Below are 22253 nucleotides of genomic sequence, written 5' to 3'. Positions count from 1 at the left end.
ACTTTCGAAAAACCCCGCCGAGTGCCCGTCAAGGGGTTGATCGGACGCGGCGGAAGGTTACAAAACATCAAGTTTGGCGCGGCCGCTATAAACCGAAAAAGGGCCGCCGCACGGGGAGGGATCTATATGAGTGGCCTTTTGGCCCTGTCGCGCGGCATCGACCGCATGAACACGACGATCGGGCGGGCGGTGTCCTGGCTGATTCTGCTTGCAGTGCTTGTCAGCGCCGGGAACGCCATCGTGCGCAAGGTGTTCAGCACCTCGTCCAACATGTGGCTGGAACTGCAATGGTATCTGTATGGCGCGGCCTTTCTGGGTGCCGCCGCCTACACGCTTCTGGAAAACGAACATATCCGCATCGACCTCGTCTATGGGATGTGGTCGCGCCGGGTTCAGCACTGGATCGACCTGATCGGGCATATCTTGTTCCTGATGCCCTTCGTGATCCTGATGGTCTATTTCCTGTATCCCTGGACCATGCGGTCATTCGCGCGGGGCGAAGTGTCGTCCAGCGCAGGCGGGCTGATCCTGTGGCCCGCGAAGGCGATCCTGCTGATCGGCTTCGTGCTGCTGTTCTTTCAGGGCATCTCGGAAATCATCAAGAAAATTGCCGTCATGCGCGGCCTGATCGAGGACAAGCACGCGATCAGCGGACACCATGCGCCGCTGGAGATCGACGAGGCACTGCGCGCCGAATCGGGCTTCGCCGAGCCCGATCATCCGCTGACCGAGCTTGATGCAGACAAAGCCGATGGGCGGGGGACGCGCAAATGATGGAGCTTATTGCGCAGAACATGGCGCCGATCATGTTCGCTTCGCTGATCCTGTTCCTGCTGTTCGGCTATCCGGTGGCCTTCGCGCTTGCCGCAAACGGCCTTTTGTTCTTCGTGATCGGCGTCGAACTCGCCCCGCTTTCCGATTCGATCTATCTCGACTGGAACCTGCTTGGCACGATGCCCGACCGGTTATGGGGGGTGATGTCGAACGAGACATTACTTGCCATTCCATTCTTTACCTTCATGGGCATCCTGCTGGAAAAATCCGGCATGGCCGAGGATCTGCTGGACACGATCGGCCAGTTGTTCGGCCCTGTGCGCGGCGGGCTTGCCTATGCGGTCGTCATCGTCGGTGCACTGCTGGCGGCGACGACGGGTGTGGTTGCGGCTTCGGTCATCGCGATGGGGCTGATCTCGCTTCCGATCATGCTGCGATATGGCTATGACCGGCGGCTGGCATCGGGGGTGATCGCGGCATCAGGGACTCTCGCGCAGATCATTCCGCCGTCGCTGGTGCTGATCGTCATGGCCGACCAGCTTGGCCGGTCGGTGGGCGACATGTACAAGGGCGCGCTGATCCCCGGCCTGGTGCTGACCTGCATCTATCTTGGCTATATCTTCGTGATGTCGATCATCCGTCCGAATGCGGTGCCCGCCCTTCCGAAAGAGGCGCGGACACTCGGTTCGGGGGTGATCTCGCTGCTGGTGCTGATTCTGGTCGGTGTCGGCATCTTCTACGGCGCGCATCACTATCTGTCGGCCTCGCAGGGGAACAATGCCGATATCCTTGGCGCTGCGGTGGGCGTCGCGGCGATGTATCTGATCGCCATGACGGACCGCGAGGGCTGGCGCTTTATCGTGAAGGTGGCCGCAGGGGCAATCGGTGCGCTTGCGGGCTGGTATTTCCTGCATACCATCGACAGCCTGCCCTGGCTGGACACGGTCGACACGAATATGCGCGTCGGCGTGCTGATCGTGACGGTCTTCGCCTCGGCGATTCTGGCCTTCGCGGTCTATTCGCTGCTGATCCGGCTGCTTGGCGGGGTCATCGACTTCACCCATCGGGACGAGCATGCCTTCGGGATGACCAGCCGTCTTGCCCAACAGGTTGTCATCGTTCTGGTGCCGCCGCTGGCGTTGGTGTTCTTTGTGCTTGGCACGATCTTCCTTGGCTGGGCGACCCCGACCGAAGGCGGCGCGATGGGCGCGGTCGGCGCGCTGGTGCTGTCGGCGATGAAAGGGCGGCTCAGCCTTGATGTGATCCGGCAGGCGCTGGCATCCACGACGCGGCTTTCGGCCTTCGTGATGTTCATTCTGATCGGGGCGCGGGTCTTCTCGCTGACCTTCTACGGTGTGAACGGGCATCTGTGGGTCGAACATCTGCTGACCTCGCTTCCGGGCGGCGAATACGGCTTCCTGATCGTCGTGTCGGTGATGGTGTTCTTCCTGGCCTTCTTCCTCGACTTCTTCGAACTGGCCTTCATCATCGTGCCTCTGCTGGTTCCGGCAGCCGAGGCGCTTGGCATCGACCTGATCTGGTTCGGGGTGATCCTTGCGGTGAACATGCAGACGTCGTTCATGCACCCGCCCTTCGGCTTCGCCCTGTTCTATCTGCGATCCGTGGCCCCGCGCGCATCCTATCAGGATCGCGTGACCGGCCGCACGATCGAGGGCATCAGGTCAAGCCAGATCTACTGGGGTGCCGTGCCTTTCGTCTTCATCCAGATCGCGATGATCGGTGTGGTGATCCTGTTCCCGGGCCTTGTGATGCATTACAAGGGCGCGCCGGTGGACATGCAGGATGTCCAGATCAATATCCCGATGGGTGGCAACGATGGCGGGTTCGGCTCTCTCGGCGGGCTTGGATCGCCCTTCGGTGCGCCGGGCGGCGCGCCTGCCACGGGCACCGATGCCGCGCCGGGTGGCACGACCGCGCCAAACGGCGGCGGTATGGACCCGTTGGGCGGCCTGCCGCCGGGGCTGAGCGCGCCGGGCGCGACGACCGCGCCGGCGCCCCAGGCGCCGGGGGCTGCGGATGCACCTGCCGCCGGCGCACCGGCTGCGGAAGCACCGGCCCCGGCAGCATCGGACGCGCCGGCGTCATCGGGTGGAATGTCGGGTGACACGGACCCGCTTTCCGGGCCGCCGCCCGGTCTGGCCGCGCCATCAAACTGAGCGATACGGGGGCTTCGGCCCCCGTTTTCATTTGCCTCGCAAGCTCGAAAATCAGCCTTCGATCATGCGCGATATGTCGATCCTGTCAGCGGCTTGTGCCCGCGCGCTGTTGCAGCAGTCAGCGACGGTCTGCTGTCAGCAGCTTTCCGGCGTCTCGGGCGTGGCGCAGTCCGCCGGTTCCGCCGCAAGCGCCTGCGCGCGTCGGCGCAGCGCGGCCGCACGGTCTTCCAGCGCCGCTTCGTCAGCGACATCCTGCTGGGTGACTTCTGCGGCCGAGACGTTCAGCGCTTGGCCCGCCGCTTCAAGATCCGAGCGCACCTGATCGGGGCTGCCCGCGGCGATCTGCGCATGACCGGGAATAGACGGCTCTGCCAGAACCTGATCGGTCGGAAGAAGTGCCGGATAATCAATCCCGTCATCCCCACAGGCAGCCAGAAGCAGGACCGGAAATCCGAGGGCGGGCAGGGCGCGTATCGCCATCACTGTTCCTTTACGCGCGATGGATCTCACTGGCTGGTACCCGAGGCCGGACTCGAACCGGCATGCCTTGCGGCGGCGGATTTTGAATCCGCTGCGTCTACCATTCCGCCACTCGGGCCAGGTTGGAAAGCGATAACGGGGAACGCGCCCGGCGGCAAGGGGGTGCCGCCGGGCGCGTTGCGTTCAGGCGGCAATCGCCGGGGCGTTGCGCGCGGCCAGTTCGGCGATGCGCTTGCCGTAAAGGCGGCCTGCTTCCAGATCGCCCGCATAAGGGCCCTGATCGGTGCTGGAATCAGAGCGTGCGATGGCCAGCAGTCCGGTCGAAAAGCCGGTCCAGTTCGCGTCTGCCGGGGTATGTGCCAGCGTGTTGCTGGGCAGCATTCCCGGCCCGGCCCAAAGCTGGCCGTGCTGCTGCGCGAAGGTCATCAGCCAGGACATGGTTTCGCCCTTGTCGCCAACTGTGCTGGCAGAAACGGTGAAACCGCCCGCGACCCGGCCGGCGAGTACCTGCCTCATCCACAGTTTCGAACTGGCATCCGCGAAGCGTTTGAACTGCCACGCGGCGTTGCCCATATAGGTCGGGCTGCCATAGATCAGCCCATCCGCGGCCTCGATCGCGGCCCAGTCGGCATCGGTGATGACGCCATCTTCGGGGATGCGAATCTCGACCGGGGTGGCGCCTGCGTCGCGAACGCCCTGAATGACGGCCTCGGCCAGTTTGGCGGTATGGCCGTAGCCGCTGAAATAGATGATTGCGATATTCGTCATGGTCGCTTCCTTTCAATCGATGAACGCAATCTGAGGTCTTTACTTTCGAAAGGTAAGTAGGCACCTTTTGGTAAGTGACTTACCCGCACGAAAGATTTGCTGTGAAAGCTGCCTGCGACCTGAATGAAAAAAATGTTTCCTGCTGCCCGGTCGAGCGCTTGCTGGGCGTCGTTTCGGGGCAATGGACGGCTTATTTGCTGTGGGTTCTGCATCAGAATGGCCCGCAGCGATTCGGCGCGCTGCAGAAGCTGATACCGGGCATTTCGACCAAGGTGCTGACCGAAAGGCTGCGGATGCTGGAGGCATCGGGGCTGCTGCTGCGCGAACAGGCGGCGACAATTCCGCCGCAGGTCACCTATTCCCTGACCCCGCGCGGGCTGGAATTGCGCGCACTAATGGATGGGTTGGGTGATGTCGCGCGCCGCTGGGACGCCGAGGGGTGGCGTCCGCCCGTGCGCTAGGCCCTAGGCACGGCCCAGCTTATTCAGGCGCGCCTCGCGCAGTTGCGCGAAATCGTCGCCCGCGTGATAGCTGGACCGGGTCAGGGGCGTGGCCGAAACCATCAGGAAGCCTTTGCCAAAGGCGGATTTTTCATAGCCCTTGAACTCCTCGGGCGTGACGAAACGGTCCACGCGGTGATGTTTCGGCGTCGGTTGCAGATATTGACCGATGGTCATGAAATCCACATCGGCCGCGCGCATGTCATCCATGACCTGCAAAACGCCCTGACGATCCTCGCCCAGACCGACCATGATGCCGGATTTGGTGAACATGGCCGGATCGAGTTCCTTCACCCGCTGCAGCAGCCGCAGCGAATGGAAATAGCGCGCGCCGGGCCGCACGGTCGGATAAAGGCCGGGCACGGTCTCAAGGTTGTGGTTGAACACGTCAGGGCGGGCTTCGACAACGATTTCAAGCGCTTCCGGACCGCATTTCAGGAAATCCGGGGTCAGCACCTCGATCGTCGAACCGGGTGAGCGGTGGCGGATCGCGCGGATTACCTGCGCAAAATGTTCTGCCCCGCCATCGTCCAGATCGTCGCGGTCGACCGAGGTGATAACGACGTGTTTCAGCCCAAGCTTCTGGACGGCATGGGCGACGCGGCCCGGTTCGAACGGGTCGAGCGCCTTGGGTTTGCCGGTGATGACATTGCAGAAGGAACAGCCGCGGGTGCAGATCTCGCCCATGATCATCATGGTGGCGTGACCCTGCGACCAGCATTCGCCGACATTGGGGCAGCCGGCTTCCTCGCAGACGGTGGACAGCTTGTTTTCGCGCAGGATGTCGCGCGTGTCCTTGTAGCCCTGCGAGGTCGGTGCCTTCACGCGAATCCAGTCCGGCTTTTTAGGCTGGGCCTGATCCGGGCGGTGGGCCTTTTCCGGGTGACGGGCGCGTTCGGCAAGCGCGCGAAGGGCAGGGGGCTGTTCGGTCATGACATCCTCTGGACGGGGTCACGATCAGAGTTAATCGGTTTCCGCCGCGTTATCAACGGCGTCCCGGTCAGGGCTGATATGCAGATGCGCCTATGCGCGCCGATAGGCCATTCCGACGGATCGCGGCGCGGTCGGCACAAAGCCGAATTGAGCATACAGCCCGTCCGCCGGCACATCCGCGATCAGGCTGACATAGGCACTTTCCGGCAGGGTTGCGATATGGTCCATCAGCGCCCGCATGATCTGCTTGCCCAGCCCTTGCCCTGATAGGCGGGATCGACGGCGATATCGACGATCTGGAAGAAGCAGCCGCCATCGCCAATGATCCGGCCCATGCCGATCGCACGGCCTTCATCTTCGACAACAACACCGAAAACGCTATGCGGCAGACCGATTTCCGCTGCCTTGGCCGCAAACGAACTGAGGCCCGCAGTGCGACGCAGATGCAGGTATTCGTCCACGCTGGGGATGCGCGCGACAGTGGAAATGGTATTTTCCGACATTCAGAACGGCCTATTGTGAACTTGCGGCACGCTCGCATCCGCCTGCACAAATGAAAAGGCCGCCCCTGCGGACGGCCCATTTCGCGCGATTACCCGATCAGCGGGCCGCCGGGGCCGTATCTGTCGGCATAGTGACGCGCCAGCCGTTCCAGCGCCAGTTTCAGCACCACCTTGCCCGACCGCGCCGACCAGCCAAGGCGGCGTTCGGTCATTTCCAGCCCTTCCAGAAAGCAGCACACTCGCAGGACCAGATCGCCCATACCGGGGCCAAGCTCTCGCAGCGCCTCGGCCACGCGGGTGCGCGCCCGGTCCGATCCGCCAATGTGACGATCCCCCCGCAGGGATTCGTCGATGCCAGAGGTCATGAACCGGTCCCAGTTCTGGGTGACGCGCGGACCCATCTGTGCCAGTTCGAAATCCTCGCGCAGCATCTCTCCGGCCGAGACAAGCTCTGGCGCGAGAAATGCCTTGCCCTGGCCGTCGCGGCGGCGCGCCAGCAACTGCAGCGGGCTTTCGGCCAGATTGACGCGCATGCGCCGGGGCTTTTCCTCTTCGGGATCGGTCAGCACACGCTCGCCCCATACGCGATGCTGTGCGGCGTGATCGAAACCGGCCGCCGCCTCCTCCATCCCGTCAGGACGTGCCGGGCCGCCGACGGGTTCGGCATCGGCGAAATCGACAGCGCGCGGCAAGCCGCCATGGCCAAGGCGGCGCAGCGCGTTGCGGCCGGAATTGCTGAGGTGATAGCGGCTCATCCGGTTGCCACTCGCGATCAGGTCGACCCAGCCGTTCAGGGCAAACTGCTCGGCCAGGCGGGTGTCGAGAATGGCCGTGCGGATGTCGCCCCGGCTGATGATCGCCTTGTCCATACCCGGTGCGACGATCAACTCGGCGCCGGGTTCGGCCAGCCTGCGCAACACGCGACGGGTCTGATCCTCGCGGCGGCGATCGGTGCGTTCGGGCGGTGCCTCGGCCCCGAGCTTCTGAAGGGCGATATCGACCAGCGGGTCGTCGCGACGGCTTTCGAAGCGGCGGATGCGGCGCAGGATCGTCGAGGCATGGCATCCGGCATCGCGGGCAATCGCGCGGATCGATTCGCCGCCTTCGACATGGCGCAGGTAAAGCCGGGCATCGTCGGCAAGATTTTCGTCGATGGCTGTCCCGGTTCCGGCCGTCGCCTCTCCCGTCGCGCCCCCCTGCGCAGCGGGCAGAACCGTCCCGGCCATGCCGAAATCTGGCGTCATTATGGTCATGTTCGTCCCTTGTCTCTGTCAGGCAGATCGGCAGCGATTCGCCTGTAAGTTGTACCTGTCGATTTGGACAGGTGATGGTTAAGCAGAACTGCATATTTCCTAACAATTCCTAAAGAATCCCTGCGGCGTCGCACGTTGCAGCGTGAATTTGGCAACGCACGTATAAGTTGTGCGACTCTCGTCACATCGTCAGCACTCAGGAGGATATGCGATGAGTTTCTTTGCCGATCAGACGGTTTTCACACTGCCTGCACCGCCCGCCCCGCTGCGCCGTCCGGCCAGCTTGATTCGTGCCGCAAAGGCGGGGCAGGGGGCGTGGCACCGCACCCGCGACCTGCCGCGCCTGCTGGGACGCGAAACCATGCCAGCCAACCCGTCCGCGATCCGGCAATTGCGCGCCGCAGAGGACGCGATGAATGATGCGAGGCGCGAGAGCCGTGCCGATTACGACCTGCACCGGCATGTCAGGCTTATCATCGCGCTGCTTGCAGAGCTGCGCGTCGCGGCCGAAACCGCGCCGCAACCCGTCATGCCGGGGACGAGGAAGCTTGCCGGCAAGGTCGTCGCATTCAGCGGCCGCGGAACAGCCCGCCCAGCACGCCACGCATGATCTCTCGGGTTCCCGAGCGGCCGAGTTCGCGCATGACGCTTTTCCCGAATGTCTGCAGGACCGTGTCGCGCCGCGAACCCGATGTCCGGCGGCCGCCAGACGCTGTTTCGCGGCTTTTCGAGGTCGGGATCGTCAGGTTCGGGTCATACCGCCGGGCTCGGGTGAACTTTTCGTCGGGTTTTCCGCCGACGACCCACAAATCGTCGTCAGCCGCGGGCTTGGCGGTGGCCTGCGCCTCCTCTGCCGCTGCGTCGGCGCGCTTTGACAGGATCTCCTGCGCGGATTCCCGATCGAGTGGTGTGTCGTATTTCAGGCCCATCGGCGATTGGGCGAGGATCGCCGCGCGTTCCGCGTCGGTGATCGGCCCAAGCTGCGAGAAAGGCGGCCGGATCAGCGTCCGCATCACGACGCCCGGCACGCCTTTCGGGTCGAGAAAGGATGTCACGGCCTCGCCCGTGCCGACCTGCTGGATCGCCTCGGCAGTGTCGAAGTCCGGGTTCGGTCGATAGTTTTCGGCGGCAAGCCGCAATGCCTTCTGATCCTTCGCGGTAAAGGCGCGCAGCGCGTGCTGGACGCGATTTCCAAGCTGGCCGAGGATTTCTTCGGGGATATCGGTCGGATTCTGGCTGACAAACCAGACACTGACCCCCTTGGAGCGGATCAGCCGCGCGACCTGTTCGACCTTGTCGACAAGCGCTTTCGGCGCATCATCGAACAGCAGATGAGCTTCGTCGAAGAAGAAGGCGCATACCGGGCGGGCAGGGTCGCCGACCTCTGGAAGCTGTTCGAACAGTTCGGAAAGCAGCCACAGAAGGAAGGTCGAGTACAGGCGGGGCGCGTTCATCAGCCGGTCGGCTGCAAGGATATTTATCATCCCTTTGCCGGATGCGTCCTGACGAATGATGTCGGTCAGCTGCAGCGCCGGTTCCCCGAAAAGGTTTGCCCCCCCTTCATTTTCCAGCGTCAGCAATGCGCGCTGGATCGCACCGACAGACGCGGTGCTGACATTGCCGTATGTCAGCGACAGCTCGGACGCGTTTTGCCCGACCCAGACCAGCATCGCCTGAAGATCCTTCAGATCCAGAAGCGCCAGTCCCTGTTCATCGGCGATTCGAAAGGCGATGTTCAGGACACCTTCCTGAACGTCGGTCAGATCCAGAAGGCGCGACAGCAGAAGGGGCCCCATCTCTGCCGGGGTTGTTCGGACAGGATGGCCCTTCTGCCCGAACACGTCCCAGAAGGTCACGGGATAGGTCTGATAATCGAGATCGAGCCCGATCTGTTCGGCGCGCCTGGCAAATGCCTCGTGCATTTTTGATTCGGTCGATCCAGGCTTGGCAAGCCCGGCCAGATCGCCCTTCACGTCCGCCAGAAAAACCGGCACCCCGGCCTGCGACAACGATTCGGCGAGTGTTTGCAGCGTGACGGTCTTGCCGGTCCCGGTCGCACCCGCGATCATGCCGTGGCGATTGGCATATTTCATCAGAAGCGTTTCGGGATCGGCATAATCCGGCCCGCCGCCGCCGACGAAAATAGTGCCATTTTCCAGATCGATAGCCTTCATTCGCGCCCCCAGACGTGTCTTTTTTATCGCGATGCGCAAGAAGCGCGCGGAAAGACAATACTAAGTTAACGAATATGTGCCAGAGTGGTGTTGTTCGCAGGGTCATATGACCCTTCCTGAACACTTCCTCCCTGTTGGACTGCCGCGCCTTCGGGCGCGGCTTTTTTCTTTCAAAGCATATCCGAAAGTATAGTTGACGGGTGGGGCTTGCTGCCACTAACGTCCGCTCAATAATGATGACCGGCCAGTCCGGCGGGGAGAAGAAAGGTCGCGCGTGCGCGGCCTTTTTTCATTTCATTTCAGATTCTTATTCGAAATTCTCAAAAATCCTCAGTGACAGAAGCGTGAGGGAAGGCAGGCGCGATGGGCGCTGACATTCCCAAAAGCAGGTGCTAGTCGTCTTTCCGACCGCATTCACGGAAGGGAGACTAGAATGTCACCGAAAACCACCTCTGCCGCGCTGGCAGCGATTCTTCTGCTTGGTGCTGCACCGTTGATGGCGCAGACCGCGACCGATACGCCTGCCGATACGTCGGGCGCCACCGAGACACCTGTCGAAACACCTGCCACTGACGCGCCTGCGACCGATGCGCCTGCGACTGACGCTCCCGCAGCCGATGCCCCTGCCGCCGATGCACCCGCAACGGACGCGCCTGCGACCGATGCGCCCGCAGATGCAAGTGCCGATGCCACCGCAGAGCCGCAGGTCGGCGCGTATTACGTGCGCTCGTCCTCGGACGACTGGTCGCTGCGCTGCATCAAGACCGACAGCGGCGCCGATCCTTGCGAGCTTTATCAGCTGATGAAGGACGGGCAGGGCAACTCGGTGGCCGAGATCACCCTTATCCCGCTGGAAAATGGTGGCCAGGCCGTGGCTGGCGCGACAGTGGTCTCACCGCTTGAAACCGATCTGACCAAAGGCATCACGCTGAAAGTCGATAACGGTCAGGCGCGTGCCTATCCCTTCAACTTCTGCGCCCCAGTCGGCTGCGTTTCGCGCATCGGCCTGACCGCCGACGAGCTTGCCGGCCTGAAGCGCGGTAATGCCGCGACCGTCAGCGTTCTGCCCTATGGCGCGCCGGCAGATCAGGTCGTCAATCTGACGCTGTCGCTGAAGGGCTTCACCGCAGGCTATGCGGCACTCGAAGAGGCCGTTGCTGAACTGCGCGCGAAGGCTGAAGCTGCGGCGACTGCAGCGCCCGCCGCTGCCCCTGCCGCTCCCGCCGATGCGGCTCCGGCGGCTGACGCTCCGGCGACGACTGAAACGGCGCCTGCGGCTGATACGCCTGCGGCTACCGACACCCCGGCAGCAACGCCCGCGCAATAATCGCGCCGAAACAGAACTGAAAAAGGGGCCTTCACGGCCCCTTTTTTCTTGCTTGGCCTGTCGCGCGGACAGGTTTTGCGCCCTCAGATGTGCTTGATAATTCGCCGCTTCACAAGGCGCGAGGTCGAAACCGGGCGCGTATCGGCGGGCTCGGGCAAGGACAGGACGATCCGGCGCAACATCTCGATTGCCTCGTCGCTTTTCGCGGGCAGTGATTTTGCTGCGACAGGCGCACCGATGGTGATCTGATACTGCTGGCCAGCCTTGTTCAGCACCTCGTGGAACAGCGTCACATCGCGCAGCGTCGGGTGGATCGCGTCGAACAGATAGAACAGGATCGAGTTGCGCGCCCGTATCCGCAGCGGAATCACCGGCACATCCATTTTGCGCGCGATCATCGCAGCCGATGCCATCCACGGCCGTTCATGAAGCGTCATGCCGCGCCGCTTGGCCAGCCGGCCAGACGGAAAGATTAGCCCGATCCGATCCTCTGCCAGCCAGGCGCGGGTCTGTTCCATCGTCGCGCGGGTCTTGGCATGGGTGCGCTTGTCCTGCCGCCATTCGACCGGAACGATCATGTTTTCAAGCTGGGGCAGAACGCGCAGGATGTCCTGATTGGTATAGACGAACAGATCGGGCCGCACGCGACCGATCAGCGAATACAGGACGATCCCGTCGGCGATTCCGGTCGGATGGTTCGCGACGATCAGCGCCGGGCCATCCTTCGGAATATGATCCAGACCGGACACTTCCAGATCGCGGATAATCATGCGCTCCATACGCGCGAAAATCTCGGGCGTGGGCGTGTCGCGGAACTCTGCACCCAGATCGAGCGTGCGCGGATAGCCAAGCATCCGCATGAGAAGCTTGCGCGCCAGCGCGTGATGCGGCTTGCCCGAATAGAGCCAGGGTGCCCGCTCTTCGATGAGCGGGTCGAGGCGACGCTGCATTTCGTCGCGCGGATTATCACCCTGTCGAGTCATGATTTATTTTATCGCCGCGGGCGCGCGTATTCGCAAGGGGGGTGCGCAATCTGTAATCTTCTCGGCAAGTTCATGCGGCATTCCTGATACGGCTGACCATTTCCCGCAGGTTTCTTGACAGCGACGGCGCATCGAGCATGCGGTCGAGCGCGGCGCGCGCATGCGACTTGCGCGCCTCGTCATATTGCGCCCAGCTTTCAAATGCGCCCGACATGCGCGCAGCGATCTGCGGGTTTACGGCGTCCATTTTCAGAAGCCAATCGGCAAGGAAGTCATAGCCCAACCCGTCCGCCGCATGAAAACCAGCGTGATTGCTGCTCAGTCCGCCAATCAGGGCGCGGAAGCGATTCGGGTTCTTCCAGTCGAAATCCGCGCGTGCGGCCAGGGTCTTTGCGACCTCGACCGCCTGTTTCGGCGGGGCCATGGCAACCGGCAGCATGAACCACATATCGACGACCAGCCGGACATCGCTGAATTCGTCGTAAAAGCGTTGCAATGCATCATCTGCCTTGCCGGCCGCAATCAGAAGGCCAAGCGCGGCGGCGCGTTCGGTCATGTTGCCAGCCTGATCGAACAGCGACGTCGCGCCCGCGCCGCCGTCGATCCGGTTCAGAAGCCCAAGCGCGGCCAGCCGCAACGCGCGGCGGCCGGATTGATCGGCATCGGGTTCATAGGGTTCACTGACCGCATTTTCGCGGTAGATCCGGTCCAGTGCAGTGTCATGCGCGCTGGCAATTGCTGCGCCAAGCGCCTCGCGCGCTTCGTGGATAGCATCGGGGTCGGGGACGTTGCCGGCATCTGAAATCGCCACCGCGATCTCCTCGTCTGACGGCAGGCGAAGGCACATCGCGCGGAAGGCCGGGTCGGCATCGTCATCGGCGAGCACGCGCCCGATCGCGGCGATATATTCGGGGTCGGGCGACGCACCGCCGGTCATCGCGACCAGCGTTTCGCGCGCCAGATCCCGACCGGCCTCCCAGCGGGCGAAGGGGTCGGTGTCATGGGCAAAAAGAAACGCCTTGCCGGCAGCGTCAAGCTGCCGCTTCAGGACGACCGGGGCCGAGAACCCGCGCAATGCCGATACGACCGGCTGCGCTGACAGGCCGTCAAACGTAAACTCCTGCTTTTCCTTCGTCATTTCCAGAACAGTGGTCGGCTGCACCTCGTCGCCATTCGGTGAGATAAGGCCGATTGCGATGGGAATGACGCGCGGCGGCTTATCGGGCTGTCCGGGCGTCGGCGGCGTTTTCTGCTCGAATGTCAGGGTCAGCGTTCCGGTGGCCGCATCCCATGCCTCGGACATCGTGAGGATCGGCGTGCCGGCATCAGAATACCAGCGCTTGAACTGCGTCAGGTCGCGCCCGGTCGCATCCTCGAACACTTTCAGCCAGTCTTCGATGGTCGCCGCATCACCGTCATGGCGGTCGAAATAAAGATCGAGCGCCTTCGCATAGCCGTCATCGCCGACCAGTCGCTTTAACATGCCGATCACCTCGGCACCCTTTTCATAGACCGTCGCGGTGTAGAAATTGTTGATCTCGACAAAGGATTCCGGGCGGACCGGATGGGCAAGCGGGCCCTGATCTTCGCGGAACTGGCGCGCGCGCAACGTGACCACATCCTGAATGCGTTTGACCGGGGCGCTGCGCATCGCGCTGGTGAATTGCTGGTCGCGGAAAACCGTCAGCCCTTCCTTCAGGCAAAGCTGGAACCAGTCGCGGCAGGTGATCCGGTTGCCGGTCCAGTTGTGGAAATATTCGTGCCCGATCACGCCCTCGATCCGCTCGTAATCCATGTCGGTCGCGGTTTCCGGCGAGGCGAGGACCAGCTTCGAGTTGAAGATGTTCAGGCCCTTGTTTTCCATGGCTCCCATGTTGAAGTCGTCAACGGCGACGATGTTGAACACGTCGAGATCGTATTCGCGCCCATAGGCTTCTTCGTCCCATTTCATCGAACGCACGAGGCTTTCCAGCGCGTATCCCGCGCGCGGCTCGTCACCGGGGCGCACCCAGACGTTCAGATCGACATGGCGGCCCGACATTGTCGTGAATTCGCCGGAAACGGCGTGCAGGTCGCCTGCGACAAGCGCGAACAGATAGGCTGGCTTCTTCCAGGGGTCCTGCCAGACAGCCTGGCCGTCGCTTTGGCTGACCGGGTTCCCGTTTGAAAGAAGAACCGGCAGCGCGGAATGGATCGTCACCTCGAACGGTGCCATGACGTCGGGACGGTCGGGGTAGGGGGTGATATGACGAAAGCCTTCGGCCTCGCACTGGGTGCAGAATATCCCGTTCGACAGATAAAGCCCTTCAAAAGCCGTATTCGCCGCAGGGTTGATCGTGACCTCGGTCGCAAGCGTGAACTGATCGGGCAGGGCGGCGTGAACCGTCAGCACTTCGCCGTCGCGCGTGACATCCGCTGGCTCCAGTTCGACGCCGTCGACCGAGATGCGATGCAGCGTCACGTCCTTGCCGATGTCTAGTTCAAGTTCGCCGGATTGCCGTCGCGTCATCTGAATCTCGGCGCGGACTACGGTTGCCGATGGATCAAGCGTGAAATCCAGACGCACCTGATTGATCGTAAAGGGATATGGGCGATAATCCGCCAAAAGATGCGGGGTCTGGACCGGCTGCTCTTCGCTCATCTGAATGCACTCCCCAAAAATGGTGGTTCGGTGGGAACTTGTGTCGTTGTGCCCGAGTTAAGCGCAAGACAGCTATCTCGCAAGTCGCGCGGGCGAAGCCTGCAGTGGCGCGAATATTGGCTGAAGTTTTTTGAAGGAGACCTAAATGGCCAACTACGATCCGAACGATCCCAACAAAACGACGCCGCGCGAGACTTATGTCGAGCCTGTGGAAAAGCGCTCTTCGCCGCTGCCGTTGATCATCGGCATTCTGCTGGCACTGGCTCTTGCTTACTTCGTTCTGACCCGCTTCATGGGCAGCGACGAAGCAGTTGTCGAGGAAACCGTGGTCGAGCAGCCGGCTGCCGATGCAACCGCCGACACTTCGGCTGACACTTCGGCTGACGCGGCTGCCGACGCAGCAGCAGATTCCGCTGACGCTGCCGGCGAAGCCGCCGATGACGCCGCCGCCGCTGCAAGCGATGCGACGGACGCTGCGGCTGACGCTGCTTCCGATGCCGGCACCGCAGTCGAAAACGCGACCGAGAACGCCGCGGATGCCGCTGCTGACACCGCATCCGACGCAGCGACCGCTGCTGAAAATGCCGCCGACAATGCTGCTGATGCTGCTTCGGACGCTGCCGATGCTGCGACCGACGCCGCCAACTCGGCTGCTGATGCAGTCGGCGACGCCGCTTCGGACGCCGCGACTGCTGTCGACAATGCCGTGACGACCGACACGACGACGACGACGACCGGGACTGATGCGACGGGCACGGACACGACGACGACCGTTCCGCCTGCTAACTGATCCGACTGACGTTACGGCGCATTTTCATGCGCAATGGGCCGCCGCATCGCTGGATGCGGCGGCTTTTTCGTGCCCGCCTGGCGTGACGAACGGAAATTTCCTGTTTTCGATCAGGCAGAATCATCGCGTAAAATCCGCACACTTACTTGTGAAACAATCTTTCGCGATGATAGAGCTTGCACGACCGACATCGAAGGGGGATGGCGATGAAGATTGGTGCATTGAAGGAAACTCTGGACGGCGAGGCGCGGGTGGCGATCACGCCAGGCTCGTCGGCGCATCTGCAGAAGCTGGGTCACGAGGTTCACATCGAAAGCGGCGCAGGGGCGCGGGCCGGGTTCTCTGACGCGGCGTATGAGGCTGCGGGCGTGACAATCCACCCCTCTGCGAAAGCGCTGACCGAAGCCGTCGATGTCGTGGCGAAAGTGCGCCCGCCTGAAGACGCTGAAATCAAGCGCATGCATGACGGGCAAACGCTGATTTCCTATTTCTATCCCGCACAGAACGCAGAGTTGCTGGAAGCGGCGCGCGCGCAGGGCATTACCGCAATCGCGATGGATATGGTGCCGCGCATCAGCCGGGCGCAGAAGATGGATGCGCTGTCCTCGATGGCGAATATCGCGGGCTACCGCGCTGTGATCGAGGCCGCTAACAATTTTGGTCGCTTCTTTACGGGTCAGGTGACAGCGGCTGGCAAGGTGCCGCCCGCGAAGGTGCTGATCGTCGGTGCGGGCGTGGCGGGCCTTGCCGCGATCGGCGCGGCGACCAGCCTTGGCGCGCAGGTCTATGCCTTCGACGTGCGTCCCGAAGTCGCCGAGCAGATCGAATCGATGGGCGCTGAATTCGTCTATCTCGATTTCGAGGAGACGCAGCAGGACGGTGCCGCGACGGGCGGCTATGCCGCCCCGTCCAGTCCCGAATTCCGCGAGAAGCAGCTTGAGAAGTTCCGCGAGCTTGCGCCCGACATGGACATCGTCATCACGACGGCGCTGATACCGGGCCGCGACGCGCCGCTGCTGTGGACCAAGGACATGGTCGAGGCAATGAAGCCCGGAAGCGTGATCGTCGATCTTGCTGCGGAAAAAGGCGGCAATGTCGAACTTACCCAGCCTGACGAGAAGATCGTGACCGATAATGGCGTGACCATCATCGGATATACCGACTTCCCCTCGCGCATGGCGGCGCAATCGTCTGAACTTTATGGCAACAACATCCGCCATTTCCTGACCGATCTGACCCCCGCCAAGGACGGCCAGATCAATCAGAACATGGAAGATGACGTGATCCGCGGCGCGACCGTAGCCCATGACGGCGACATCACCTTCCCGCCGCCACCGCCGAAAGTCGCCGCAATCGCGGCGCAGAAGCCAAAGGAAAAGAAGAAAGAGCTGACCGCAGAAGAGAAGCGCGCGCAGGAAGTCGCCGCCTTCAAGGCCGAGACGCGCCAGCAATATATGCTGCTTGGCGGCGGGGGCCTGATATTGCTGCTGATCGGCCTTGTCGCACCGGCCAGCTTCATGTCCCATTTCATCGTCTTCGTGCTGAGCTGCTTCGTGGGCTTCAAGGTCATCTGGAACGTCGCCCATTCGCTGCACACGCCGCTGATGGCAATCACCAACGCGATCAGTTCCATCATCATCCTGGGTGCCTTGATGCAGATCGGTTCGGGGTCGGGATTTGTCATTATCCTGGCGGCCGCCGCCGTTCTGATGGCCGGCGTCAATATTTTCGGGGGCTTCCTCGTGACGCGGCGGATGCTCGCCATGTTCCAGAAATCGTAAGGAGGGGACGATGGAATTCGGATTTACCACCGCCGCCTATGTCGTCGCCTCGATCCTGTTCATCCTGTCGCTTGGCGGGCTGTCAGGTCAGGAAAGCGCAAAACGTGCCATCTGGTATGGAATCGTCGGCATGGCGCTTGCTGTGCTGGCGACCCTGTTCGGCCCCGGTGCGGGCAACTGGTGGCTGTCGGTCGTGATGATCGCCATTGGCGGCAGCGTCGGCTGGGTCATCGCAAAGCGTGTCCAGATGACCGAAATGCCGCAACTTGTCGCGGCCATGCATTCGCTGGTCGGTCTCGCGGCGGTTTTCGTGGGCTTCAACGCACAGCTTGAACTGGGCCGCGTTTTGCGCGCGCAGGCGTCCGGCACAATCGAAACCTTCCGCGGCTTCGCGGAAGTCCTGACCCACAAGACCCCGGCAGAGCTGAACATGCTTCAGATCGAGGTCTTTCTGGGGGTCTTTATCGGGGCCGTCACGTTCACCGGCTCGATCGTCGCGTTCGGCAAGCTGGCGGGCAAGATCGACGGCAAGCCGAAGAAGCTGCCCGGCGGGCATTTGCTGAACGCGGGTGCCGCGGCGCTGTCGCTGATCCTCGGCCTGCTGTATATCGGCGATATGGGGCCGTCGGTGTTCTGGCTGCTGCTGATCGCGATATTGGCGGGCTTTATCGGCTGGCATCTCATCATGGGGATCGGCGGGGCCGATATGCCGGTCGTCGTGTCGATGCTGAACAGCTATTCCGGCTGGGCGGCGGCGGCCATCGGCTTCACGCTGTCGAATGACCTGCTGATCGTGACCGGCGCGCTTGTCGGGTCGTCCGGTGCGATCCTCAGCTATATCATGTGCAAGGCGATGAACCGGAACTTCGTCAGCGTGATCCTTGGCGGCTTCGGCGGCGAAAGCGGCCCCGCGATGGAGATCGAGGGCGAGCAGATCGCCATCGACGCCGAGGGTGTCGCAAATGCCCTGAACGAAGCGGACGAGGTCATCATCGTGCCGGGCTACGGCATGGCTGTGGCACAGGCGCAGCAGGCGGTAAGCGAGCTGACGCGCAAGCTGCGCGCGGCTGGCAAGAACGTGCGTTTCGCCATTCATCCGGTCGCGGGTCGTCTGCCGGGCCATATGAACGTGCTGCTGGCCGAAGCGAAGGTGCCATATGACATCGTCATGGAAATGGACGAGATCAATGATGACTTCCCGAACACGGATGTCGTCATCGTCATCGGTTCGAACGACATCGTCAATCCGGCGGCGCAGGACGATCCTAACAGCCCCATCGCCGGAATGCCTGTGCTGGAGGTCTGGAAGGCCAAGAATGTCTTTGTCAGCAAACGCGGGCAGGGGACAGGTTATTCGGGGATCGAAAACCCGCTGTTCTACAAGGACAATACGCGGATGTTCTATGGCGATGCGAAAGATTCGATCAACGCGCTTCTGCCGCTGATCGACTGAGAAAGGCATCCCGCGACAACGAAAAGCCGGCCGCTTTGGCCGGCTTTTTCGTGGGCTGACATCCAGCGTTCGCCCATTTTGCGTGCAAAAGCGCCGGCAGCTTCCCGGAAGTGCAGGATTGAGGCCTATCTTCGCCACCCGCGCGCGCTGCCCCTTGCCGCGCGTCGCGCTCTGCGCTGTTGTGCGAGCGAAGGATCAAGCCAGAGGTGACGAATGACCCATACCGATACGCCGCAGATCACCGGAGGTGACCCCTCGCTTTACAATGACGACCTGGCCCCGATTCCGCCGGAACGGCGAAGCTGGGGTGCGTTCGAGATTTTCAACGTCTGGAACAACGATATACAAAGCCTGTTCGGCTATACGCTCGCCGCATCGCTTTTCCTCAGCTATGGCCTGAACGGATGGCTGACCTTCGCGGCAATCGTGGTGTCGGGCCTGCTGGTGATGTGGCTTGTGAACCTTTCGGGCCGGCCCTCTGTGCGCTACGGCATACCCTATGCGGTGATGGCGCGGGCGGCGATGGGGGTGAAGGGCGCGCGCTTTCCCGCGCTGGTGCGGGGCATCGTCGCGATTTTCTGGTATGGCGTGCAGACCTATTTCGCCTCTACCGCCGTGGCGCTGGCGCTTCGCGCGCTGTTCGGCGTCGAAGCGGTCGAGGGCGGCTTTCTTGGCCTCGGCACTGTCGACTGGATCGCCTATATCATCGTCGCGGGCTTCCAGATCGGGCTGTTTCTGATGGGGATCGAATGGGTCGGCAAATTCCTGAACTGGGCCGGTCCGTTCGTTTACGCTGTCATGATCGCGCTGGCGCTGATGATCTGGTGGCAGGCCGGTAACGGAATCTGGGCCGAAATCGGCGACATCTTCCAGGGCGGAGGCAGCGAAACAAGCACGCTCGCGGGCTTTGTCGCCGTGGTTGGCACGATGGTTGCCTATTTCGCGGCAGTGGTCATCAACTTCGGCGACTTCTCGCGCTTCGTCCGGACCGAGGGCGAGATGCGCAGCGGGAACTTCTGGGGGCTTCCGGTCTCGATGGCGTTCTTTTCATTCATCGCGCTTTTCATCACCGCCGGATCCGTCGTCCTGTTCGGAGAGCAGCTAACCGACCCGACCGCAATCGTTGCCCGCGTCGACAATATGGCGCTGACCCTGATTGCTGCAGTGACGTTTTTTGCGGCGACGGTCGGGATCAACCTGGTCGCGAACTTCATCCCCGCAGCCTATGACATCGCGAACATGTCGCCGTCGCGCATCAGCGCAAAGACCGGCGGGCTGATCACCGCAGCCCTTGCCTTCGTGATCGGCGCCTTGTGGGTGTCGCTTATCTCGCAGATCGGGATTGCGGGGTTCGTCGATACGCTCGGCGCGATTCTGGCGCCGCTCTACGGCATTCTGATTGCGGATTACTATGTGGTGCACAAACGTCAGCTTGCCGTTGACCAGCTGTTCAGTGCCAGCCCGAGCGGGACATATTACTATGACGGCGGCTGGAACAAGCGCGCGATTGCCGCAGTTGCCATCGCAGCGGTCTTTTCGGTCGGGACGGTCTGGTTGCCTGCGCTTCAGTCGCTTTCAGGCTTTGGCTGGCTGATCGGCGCGCTTCTTGGCGGCGGGCTGCATATCGCGCTGTCGCGCCGCAACTGAGCGAGTTCCATAAAATGTCCCGCCTCGATGGGGGCGGGACATTCTGCTTTGCTGACTCGATCCAGATCAGGGATAAATCATGATCGGCGTGCCGTCGGGCACCATCGCATAGATGTCTTCGATTTCTGCGTCGGTGACGGCGATGCAGCCGACGGTCCAGTCGCGCTTTGTCGCGGCGCGTCCTTCCGGGCCCTGGCCGTGAATGAAGATGTCGCTTCCAACCTGAACGCCTTGCATCATGGCCCGCGCGCGATCAGCGTCGTTCGGATAGGAAATCCCGACCGAAAGATGATAGCGGCTGTTGGGATTGCGGCGGTCGATATAGTAAAGCCCCTCGGGTGTCTTCCCGTCGCCCTCGTATTCCTTGTTGCCGACCGGCGCATAGCCGAGCCCGAAATTGATCGACCTGATCGGCGTGGAGCCTGAATAGAAGGTCATCACCCGGCTTGACTTGAAAACGTCGATCCGTGTCACTGGCGGCCCGGAATAGGACTTGAACTTGGGATCGGTGGTCGAACAGCTGGCGATGGCCAGCAGGCTGGCCCCACCCAGCATGAGCTTAAGAAAATCGCGCCTCATTCCTGCCCCTTGTCATTGGATATTACAGGTCTTCGTTCCCGTTATTGTGACTGCCGGGGCAGGGCGGTGCAATGCGGCCACGGATCACGTCGGCTTGAACACGCGCGCAACAGCATCATATCGCTTGCTTTCTTCCCGCGCTAAGCTGCGTCATGGACAGGAATCTAGACCACCCGCTGCGCACCGCCCTTGTCAACGAATTGCACGCGCGCCCGTCGCCGCGTGTCAGCGCGCCCTGTCAGGCCGTTTATCTTGCCTTCAAGGAGCCGCGGGACGCGGCGTCGCGCGACCGCGCGCGCGATCTTGCGCATCTGTCCATCCTGACAGAGCGGCATGGCGCACAGAAGCCCTCGGCCGATGACAGTCATTATTCCTCGCAACTGGGTCGGGCCAGTCTGGTCTGGGAAAATCATACCGAGTTCGTCAGCTATATGGCGATCTCTCCGGGCGTTCCGAAAACGCCCTTCGATCCTTCCGCTGCGGCGGTGTTTTCGCCGGACTGGCAGGCGCTGGCACCCGGCAAGCGCGTGACTGCGGTCATGGTTCGTGTCGAGTTGCTGCCGCCGGAACTGGAAAAAGTCGACGCGGATCTTTCCGACTGGTTCAGCCGCGATGGGCTTGCGGTGTTCTGGGTCCTTGACCGCTCGGCACTGATTGCGACGGATTTTCGCATTGATCCCGACGGATGGGTGCGCTTCGCCGTTTTCGTGCGCCCCGAAACAGGAGAGGGGCGAACCGGACGGATTATTCAGCGGCTGTGCGAACTGGAAACCTACCGCGCGATGTCGATGCTTGGGCTGGAGCGTGCGCGCGCCCTGTCATCGCATCTGAATGCGCTGGAACCGGAACTGAGCGCGATGGTTGACGGGATGGACAAGCGCCCCGCAGCGACGACACTTGACCGGCTTTTGGCGGTGGCCGCCCAGCTGGAGACTTTGGCCACGCAGGCAGCATTTCGTTTCGGCGCAACAAGGGCTTACGAGGCACTTGTGATAGACCGCGCGCGCGCACTCCGAGAGGAACGCTATAAAGACCGCCAGCTTCTGGGCGAATTCATCTCTCGGCGGTATGACCCTGCGATGCGCACGGCCAAATCCTCTGAGGCGCGTCTGAACCAGATGCTTGAACGAACCGGGCGCGCGGGCGAGTTGCTTCGCACCCGTGTCGAGGTAGAGCGCAGCGCGCAGAACCAACTGCTTCTGGAAAGCATGGACCGCCGATCGGAATTGCAGTTGCGCCTGCAGCACACGGTGGAAGGGCTTTCGGTTGTCGCGATCAGCTACTATGCCGTCGGGCTTCTCAGCTATCTGGCGGCACCACTCGCGGAACGGGCGGGTATCGACAAGCCAGTGATGATGGCGCTGGCGACACCCCTTGTCGTGCTGCTTGTCTGGCTGGGTCTCAGGCGTCTCAAGGCGGCGATTCACCAATCGTGACTGGACGCGTCGGGGCAGGGCGGCGATAACCGCCTGCAAAGCCAATAGAGGGAA

General features: G+C 62.3%; 20 protein-coding genes and 1 tRNA gene. 10 read left to right on the top strand and 11 right to left on the bottom strand.

Translation table 11 applies throughout. The features are described from left to right. Nucleotides 1-126 precede the first annotated feature (126 nt). Both FQV27_RS02315 and FQV27_RS02310 read left to right on the top strand, forming a co-directional pair. On the top strand, nt 127-774 hold the full coding sequence (locus tag FQV27_RS02315; protein ID WP_147096198.1) for a TRAP transporter small permease subunit: 648 nt from the start codon (nt 127-129) through the stop codon (nt 772-774). After that, a complete protein-coding gene (locus FQV27_RS02310; protein ID WP_147096197.1) occupies nt 771-2951 on the top strand; it encodes a TRAP transporter large permease in 2181 nt (726 codons plus the stop codon). Before FQV27_RS02315 ends, FQV27_RS02310 begins: the two co-directional genes overlap by 4 nt. Nucleotides 2952-3086: 135 nt before the next feature. Here the strand turns inward: FQV27_RS02310 and FQV27_RS02305 are convergent, their stop codons facing one another. From FQV27_RS02305 to FQV27_RS02295, 3 genes are all read right to left on the bottom strand, one after another. Beyond that, nucleotides 3087-3431: a hypothetical protein gene (locus tag FQV27_RS02305; protein ID WP_147096196.1), complete on the bottom strand. Its 345-nt coding sequence runs from the start codon at nt 3429-3431 to the stop codon at nt 3087-3089. Nucleotides 3432-3465: 34 nt separating this feature from the next. Further along, nucleotides 3466-3549: transfer RNA gene (locus FQV27_RS02300), tRNA-Leu, on the bottom strand. A 65-nt stretch (nt 3550-3614) separates the two neighbouring features. Then, nucleotides 3615-4199 carry a flavodoxin family protein gene (locus tag FQV27_RS02295; protein WP_147096195.1) on the bottom strand — a complete coding sequence of 195 codons (585 nt, stop codon included), beginning with the start codon at nt 4197-4199 and terminating at the stop codon, nt 3615-3617. 101 nt (nt 4200-4300) lie between these two features. Here FQV27_RS02295 and FQV27_RS02290 point away from each other — a divergent pair, with 101 nt between their 5' ends. Then, on the top strand, nt 4301-4660 hold the full coding sequence (locus FQV27_RS02290) for a winged helix-turn-helix transcriptional regulator (protein WP_246132970.1): 360 nt from the start codon (nt 4301-4303) through the stop codon (nt 4658-4660). A gap of 3 nt (nt 4661-4663) precedes the next feature. Here FQV27_RS02290 and lipA read toward each other — a convergent pair whose 3' ends face one another. The 4 genes from lipA to FQV27_RS02275 form a co-directional block, all read right to left on the bottom strand. Then, on the bottom strand, nt 4664-5632 hold the full coding sequence (gene lipA / locus FQV27_RS02285; protein WP_147096194.1) for a lipoyl synthase: 969 nt from the start codon (nt 5630-5632) through the stop codon (nt 4664-4666). Between the two features lie 90 nt (nt 5633-5722). After that, nucleotides 5723-5860 carry a hypothetical protein gene (locus FQV27_RS19100; RefSeq protein WP_246132969.1) on the bottom strand — a complete coding sequence of 46 codons (138 nt, stop codon included), beginning with the start codon at nt 5858-5860 and terminating at the stop codon, nt 5723-5725. Further along, complete coding sequence (locus FQV27_RS02280) at nt 5860-6135, bottom strand: GNAT family N-acetyltransferase (protein WP_246132968.1); 276 nt, start codon at nt 6133-6135, stop codon at nt 5860-5862. Before FQV27_RS02280 ends, FQV27_RS19100 begins: the two co-directional genes overlap by 1 nt. Before the next feature lie 89 nt (nt 6136-6224). Continuing rightward, complete coding sequence (locus FQV27_RS02275) at nt 6225-7388, bottom strand: DUF6456 domain-containing protein (RefSeq protein WP_246132967.1); 1164 nt, start codon at nt 7386-7388, stop codon at nt 6225-6227. A 211-nt stretch (nt 7389-7599) separates the two neighbouring features. Between FQV27_RS02275 and FQV27_RS02270 the strand changes: the two genes are divergently transcribed. Beyond that, nucleotides 7600-7998, top strand: a complete 399-nt coding sequence (locus FQV27_RS02270; protein WP_186827186.1) for a DUF6477 family protein — start codon at nt 7600-7602, stop codon at nt 7996-7998. On the opposite strand, the gene FQV27_RS02265 is transcribed toward FQV27_RS02270, so the two are convergent. After that, entirely contained in the window at nt 7958-9562 is a 1605-nt protein-coding gene (locus FQV27_RS02265) for a helicase HerA-like domain-containing protein (RefSeq protein ID WP_147096193.1), read from the bottom strand. The two genes, FQV27_RS02270 and FQV27_RS02265, sit on opposite strands and share 41 nt — an antisense overlap. Before the next feature lie 433 nt (nt 9563-9995). Here FQV27_RS02265 and FQV27_RS02260 point away from each other — a divergent pair, with 433 nt between their 5' ends. After that, nucleotides 9996-10889, top strand: a complete 894-nt coding sequence (locus tag FQV27_RS02260) for an invasion associated locus B family protein (RefSeq protein WP_147096192.1) — start codon at nt 9996-9998, stop codon at nt 10887-10889. A gap of 83 nt (nt 10890-10972) precedes the next feature. Here FQV27_RS02260 and FQV27_RS02255 read toward each other — a convergent pair whose 3' ends face one another. Both FQV27_RS02255 and pepN read right to left on the bottom strand, forming a co-directional pair. Continuing rightward, nucleotides 10973-11872, bottom strand: coding sequence for a lysophospholipid acyltransferase family protein (locus tag FQV27_RS02255; RefSeq protein ID WP_246132966.1), 900 nt, complete (start codon nt 11870-11872; stop codon nt 10973-10975). A 70-nt stretch (nt 11873-11942) separates the two neighbouring features. Then, entirely contained in the window at nt 11943-14513 is a 2571-nt protein-coding gene (gene pepN / locus FQV27_RS02250) for an aminopeptidase N (RefSeq protein WP_147096191.1), read from the bottom strand. A gap of 145 nt (nt 14514-14658) precedes the next feature. Between pepN and FQV27_RS02245 the strand changes: the two genes are divergently transcribed. The 4 genes from FQV27_RS02245 to FQV27_RS02230 all read left to right on the top strand — a co-directional run bounded on the left by FQV27_RS02245 (nt 14659) and on the right by FQV27_RS02230 (nt 20184). Continuing rightward, nucleotides 14659-15303 carry a hypothetical protein gene (locus FQV27_RS02245; protein WP_147096190.1) on the top strand — a complete coding sequence of 215 codons (645 nt, stop codon included), beginning with the start codon at nt 14659-14661 and terminating at the stop codon, nt 15301-15303. Nucleotides 15304-15509: 206 nt separating this feature from the next. Next, nucleotides 15510-17084 carry a Re/Si-specific NAD(P)(+) transhydrogenase subunit alpha gene (locus tag FQV27_RS02240; RefSeq protein WP_147096189.1) on the top strand — a complete coding sequence of 525 codons (1575 nt, stop codon included), beginning with the start codon at nt 15510-15512 and terminating at the stop codon, nt 17082-17084. A gap of 10 nt (nt 17085-17094) precedes the next feature. Continuing rightward, nucleotides 17095-18537 carry an NAD(P)(+) transhydrogenase (Re/Si-specific) subunit beta gene (locus FQV27_RS02235; protein WP_147096188.1) on the top strand — a complete coding sequence of 481 codons (1443 nt, stop codon included), beginning with the start codon at nt 17095-17097 and terminating at the stop codon, nt 18535-18537. A 213-nt stretch (nt 18538-18750) separates the two neighbouring features. Further along, on the top strand, nt 18751-20184 hold the full coding sequence (locus FQV27_RS02230; protein ID WP_147096187.1) for an NCS1 family nucleobase:cation symporter-1: 1434 nt from the start codon (nt 18751-18753) through the stop codon (nt 20182-20184). 66 nt (nt 20185-20250) lie between these two features. Here the strand turns inward: FQV27_RS02230 and FQV27_RS02225 are convergent, their stop codons facing one another. Further along, nucleotides 20251-20763, bottom strand: a complete 513-nt coding sequence (locus tag FQV27_RS02225; protein ID WP_147096186.1) for a L,D-transpeptidase family protein — start codon at nt 20761-20763, stop codon at nt 20251-20253. Between the two features lie 152 nt (nt 20764-20915). On the opposite strand from FQV27_RS02225, the gene FQV27_RS02220 reads away from it, so the two are divergent. Further along, entirely contained in the window at nt 20916-22199 is a 1284-nt protein-coding gene (locus FQV27_RS02220) for a DUF3422 family protein (protein WP_147096185.1), read from the top strand. Nucleotides 22200-22253 lie beyond the last annotated feature (54 nt).

Source organism: Paracoccus aurantiacus, assembly GCF_007993065.1.
Lineage (GTDB): Bacteria > Pseudomonadota > Alphaproteobacteria > Rhodobacterales > Rhodobacteraceae > Paracoccus > Paracoccus aurantiacus.
The sequence above is the reverse complement of the archived record's forward strand: the minus strand, read 5'-3'. Positions and strand labels throughout refer to the sequence as shown.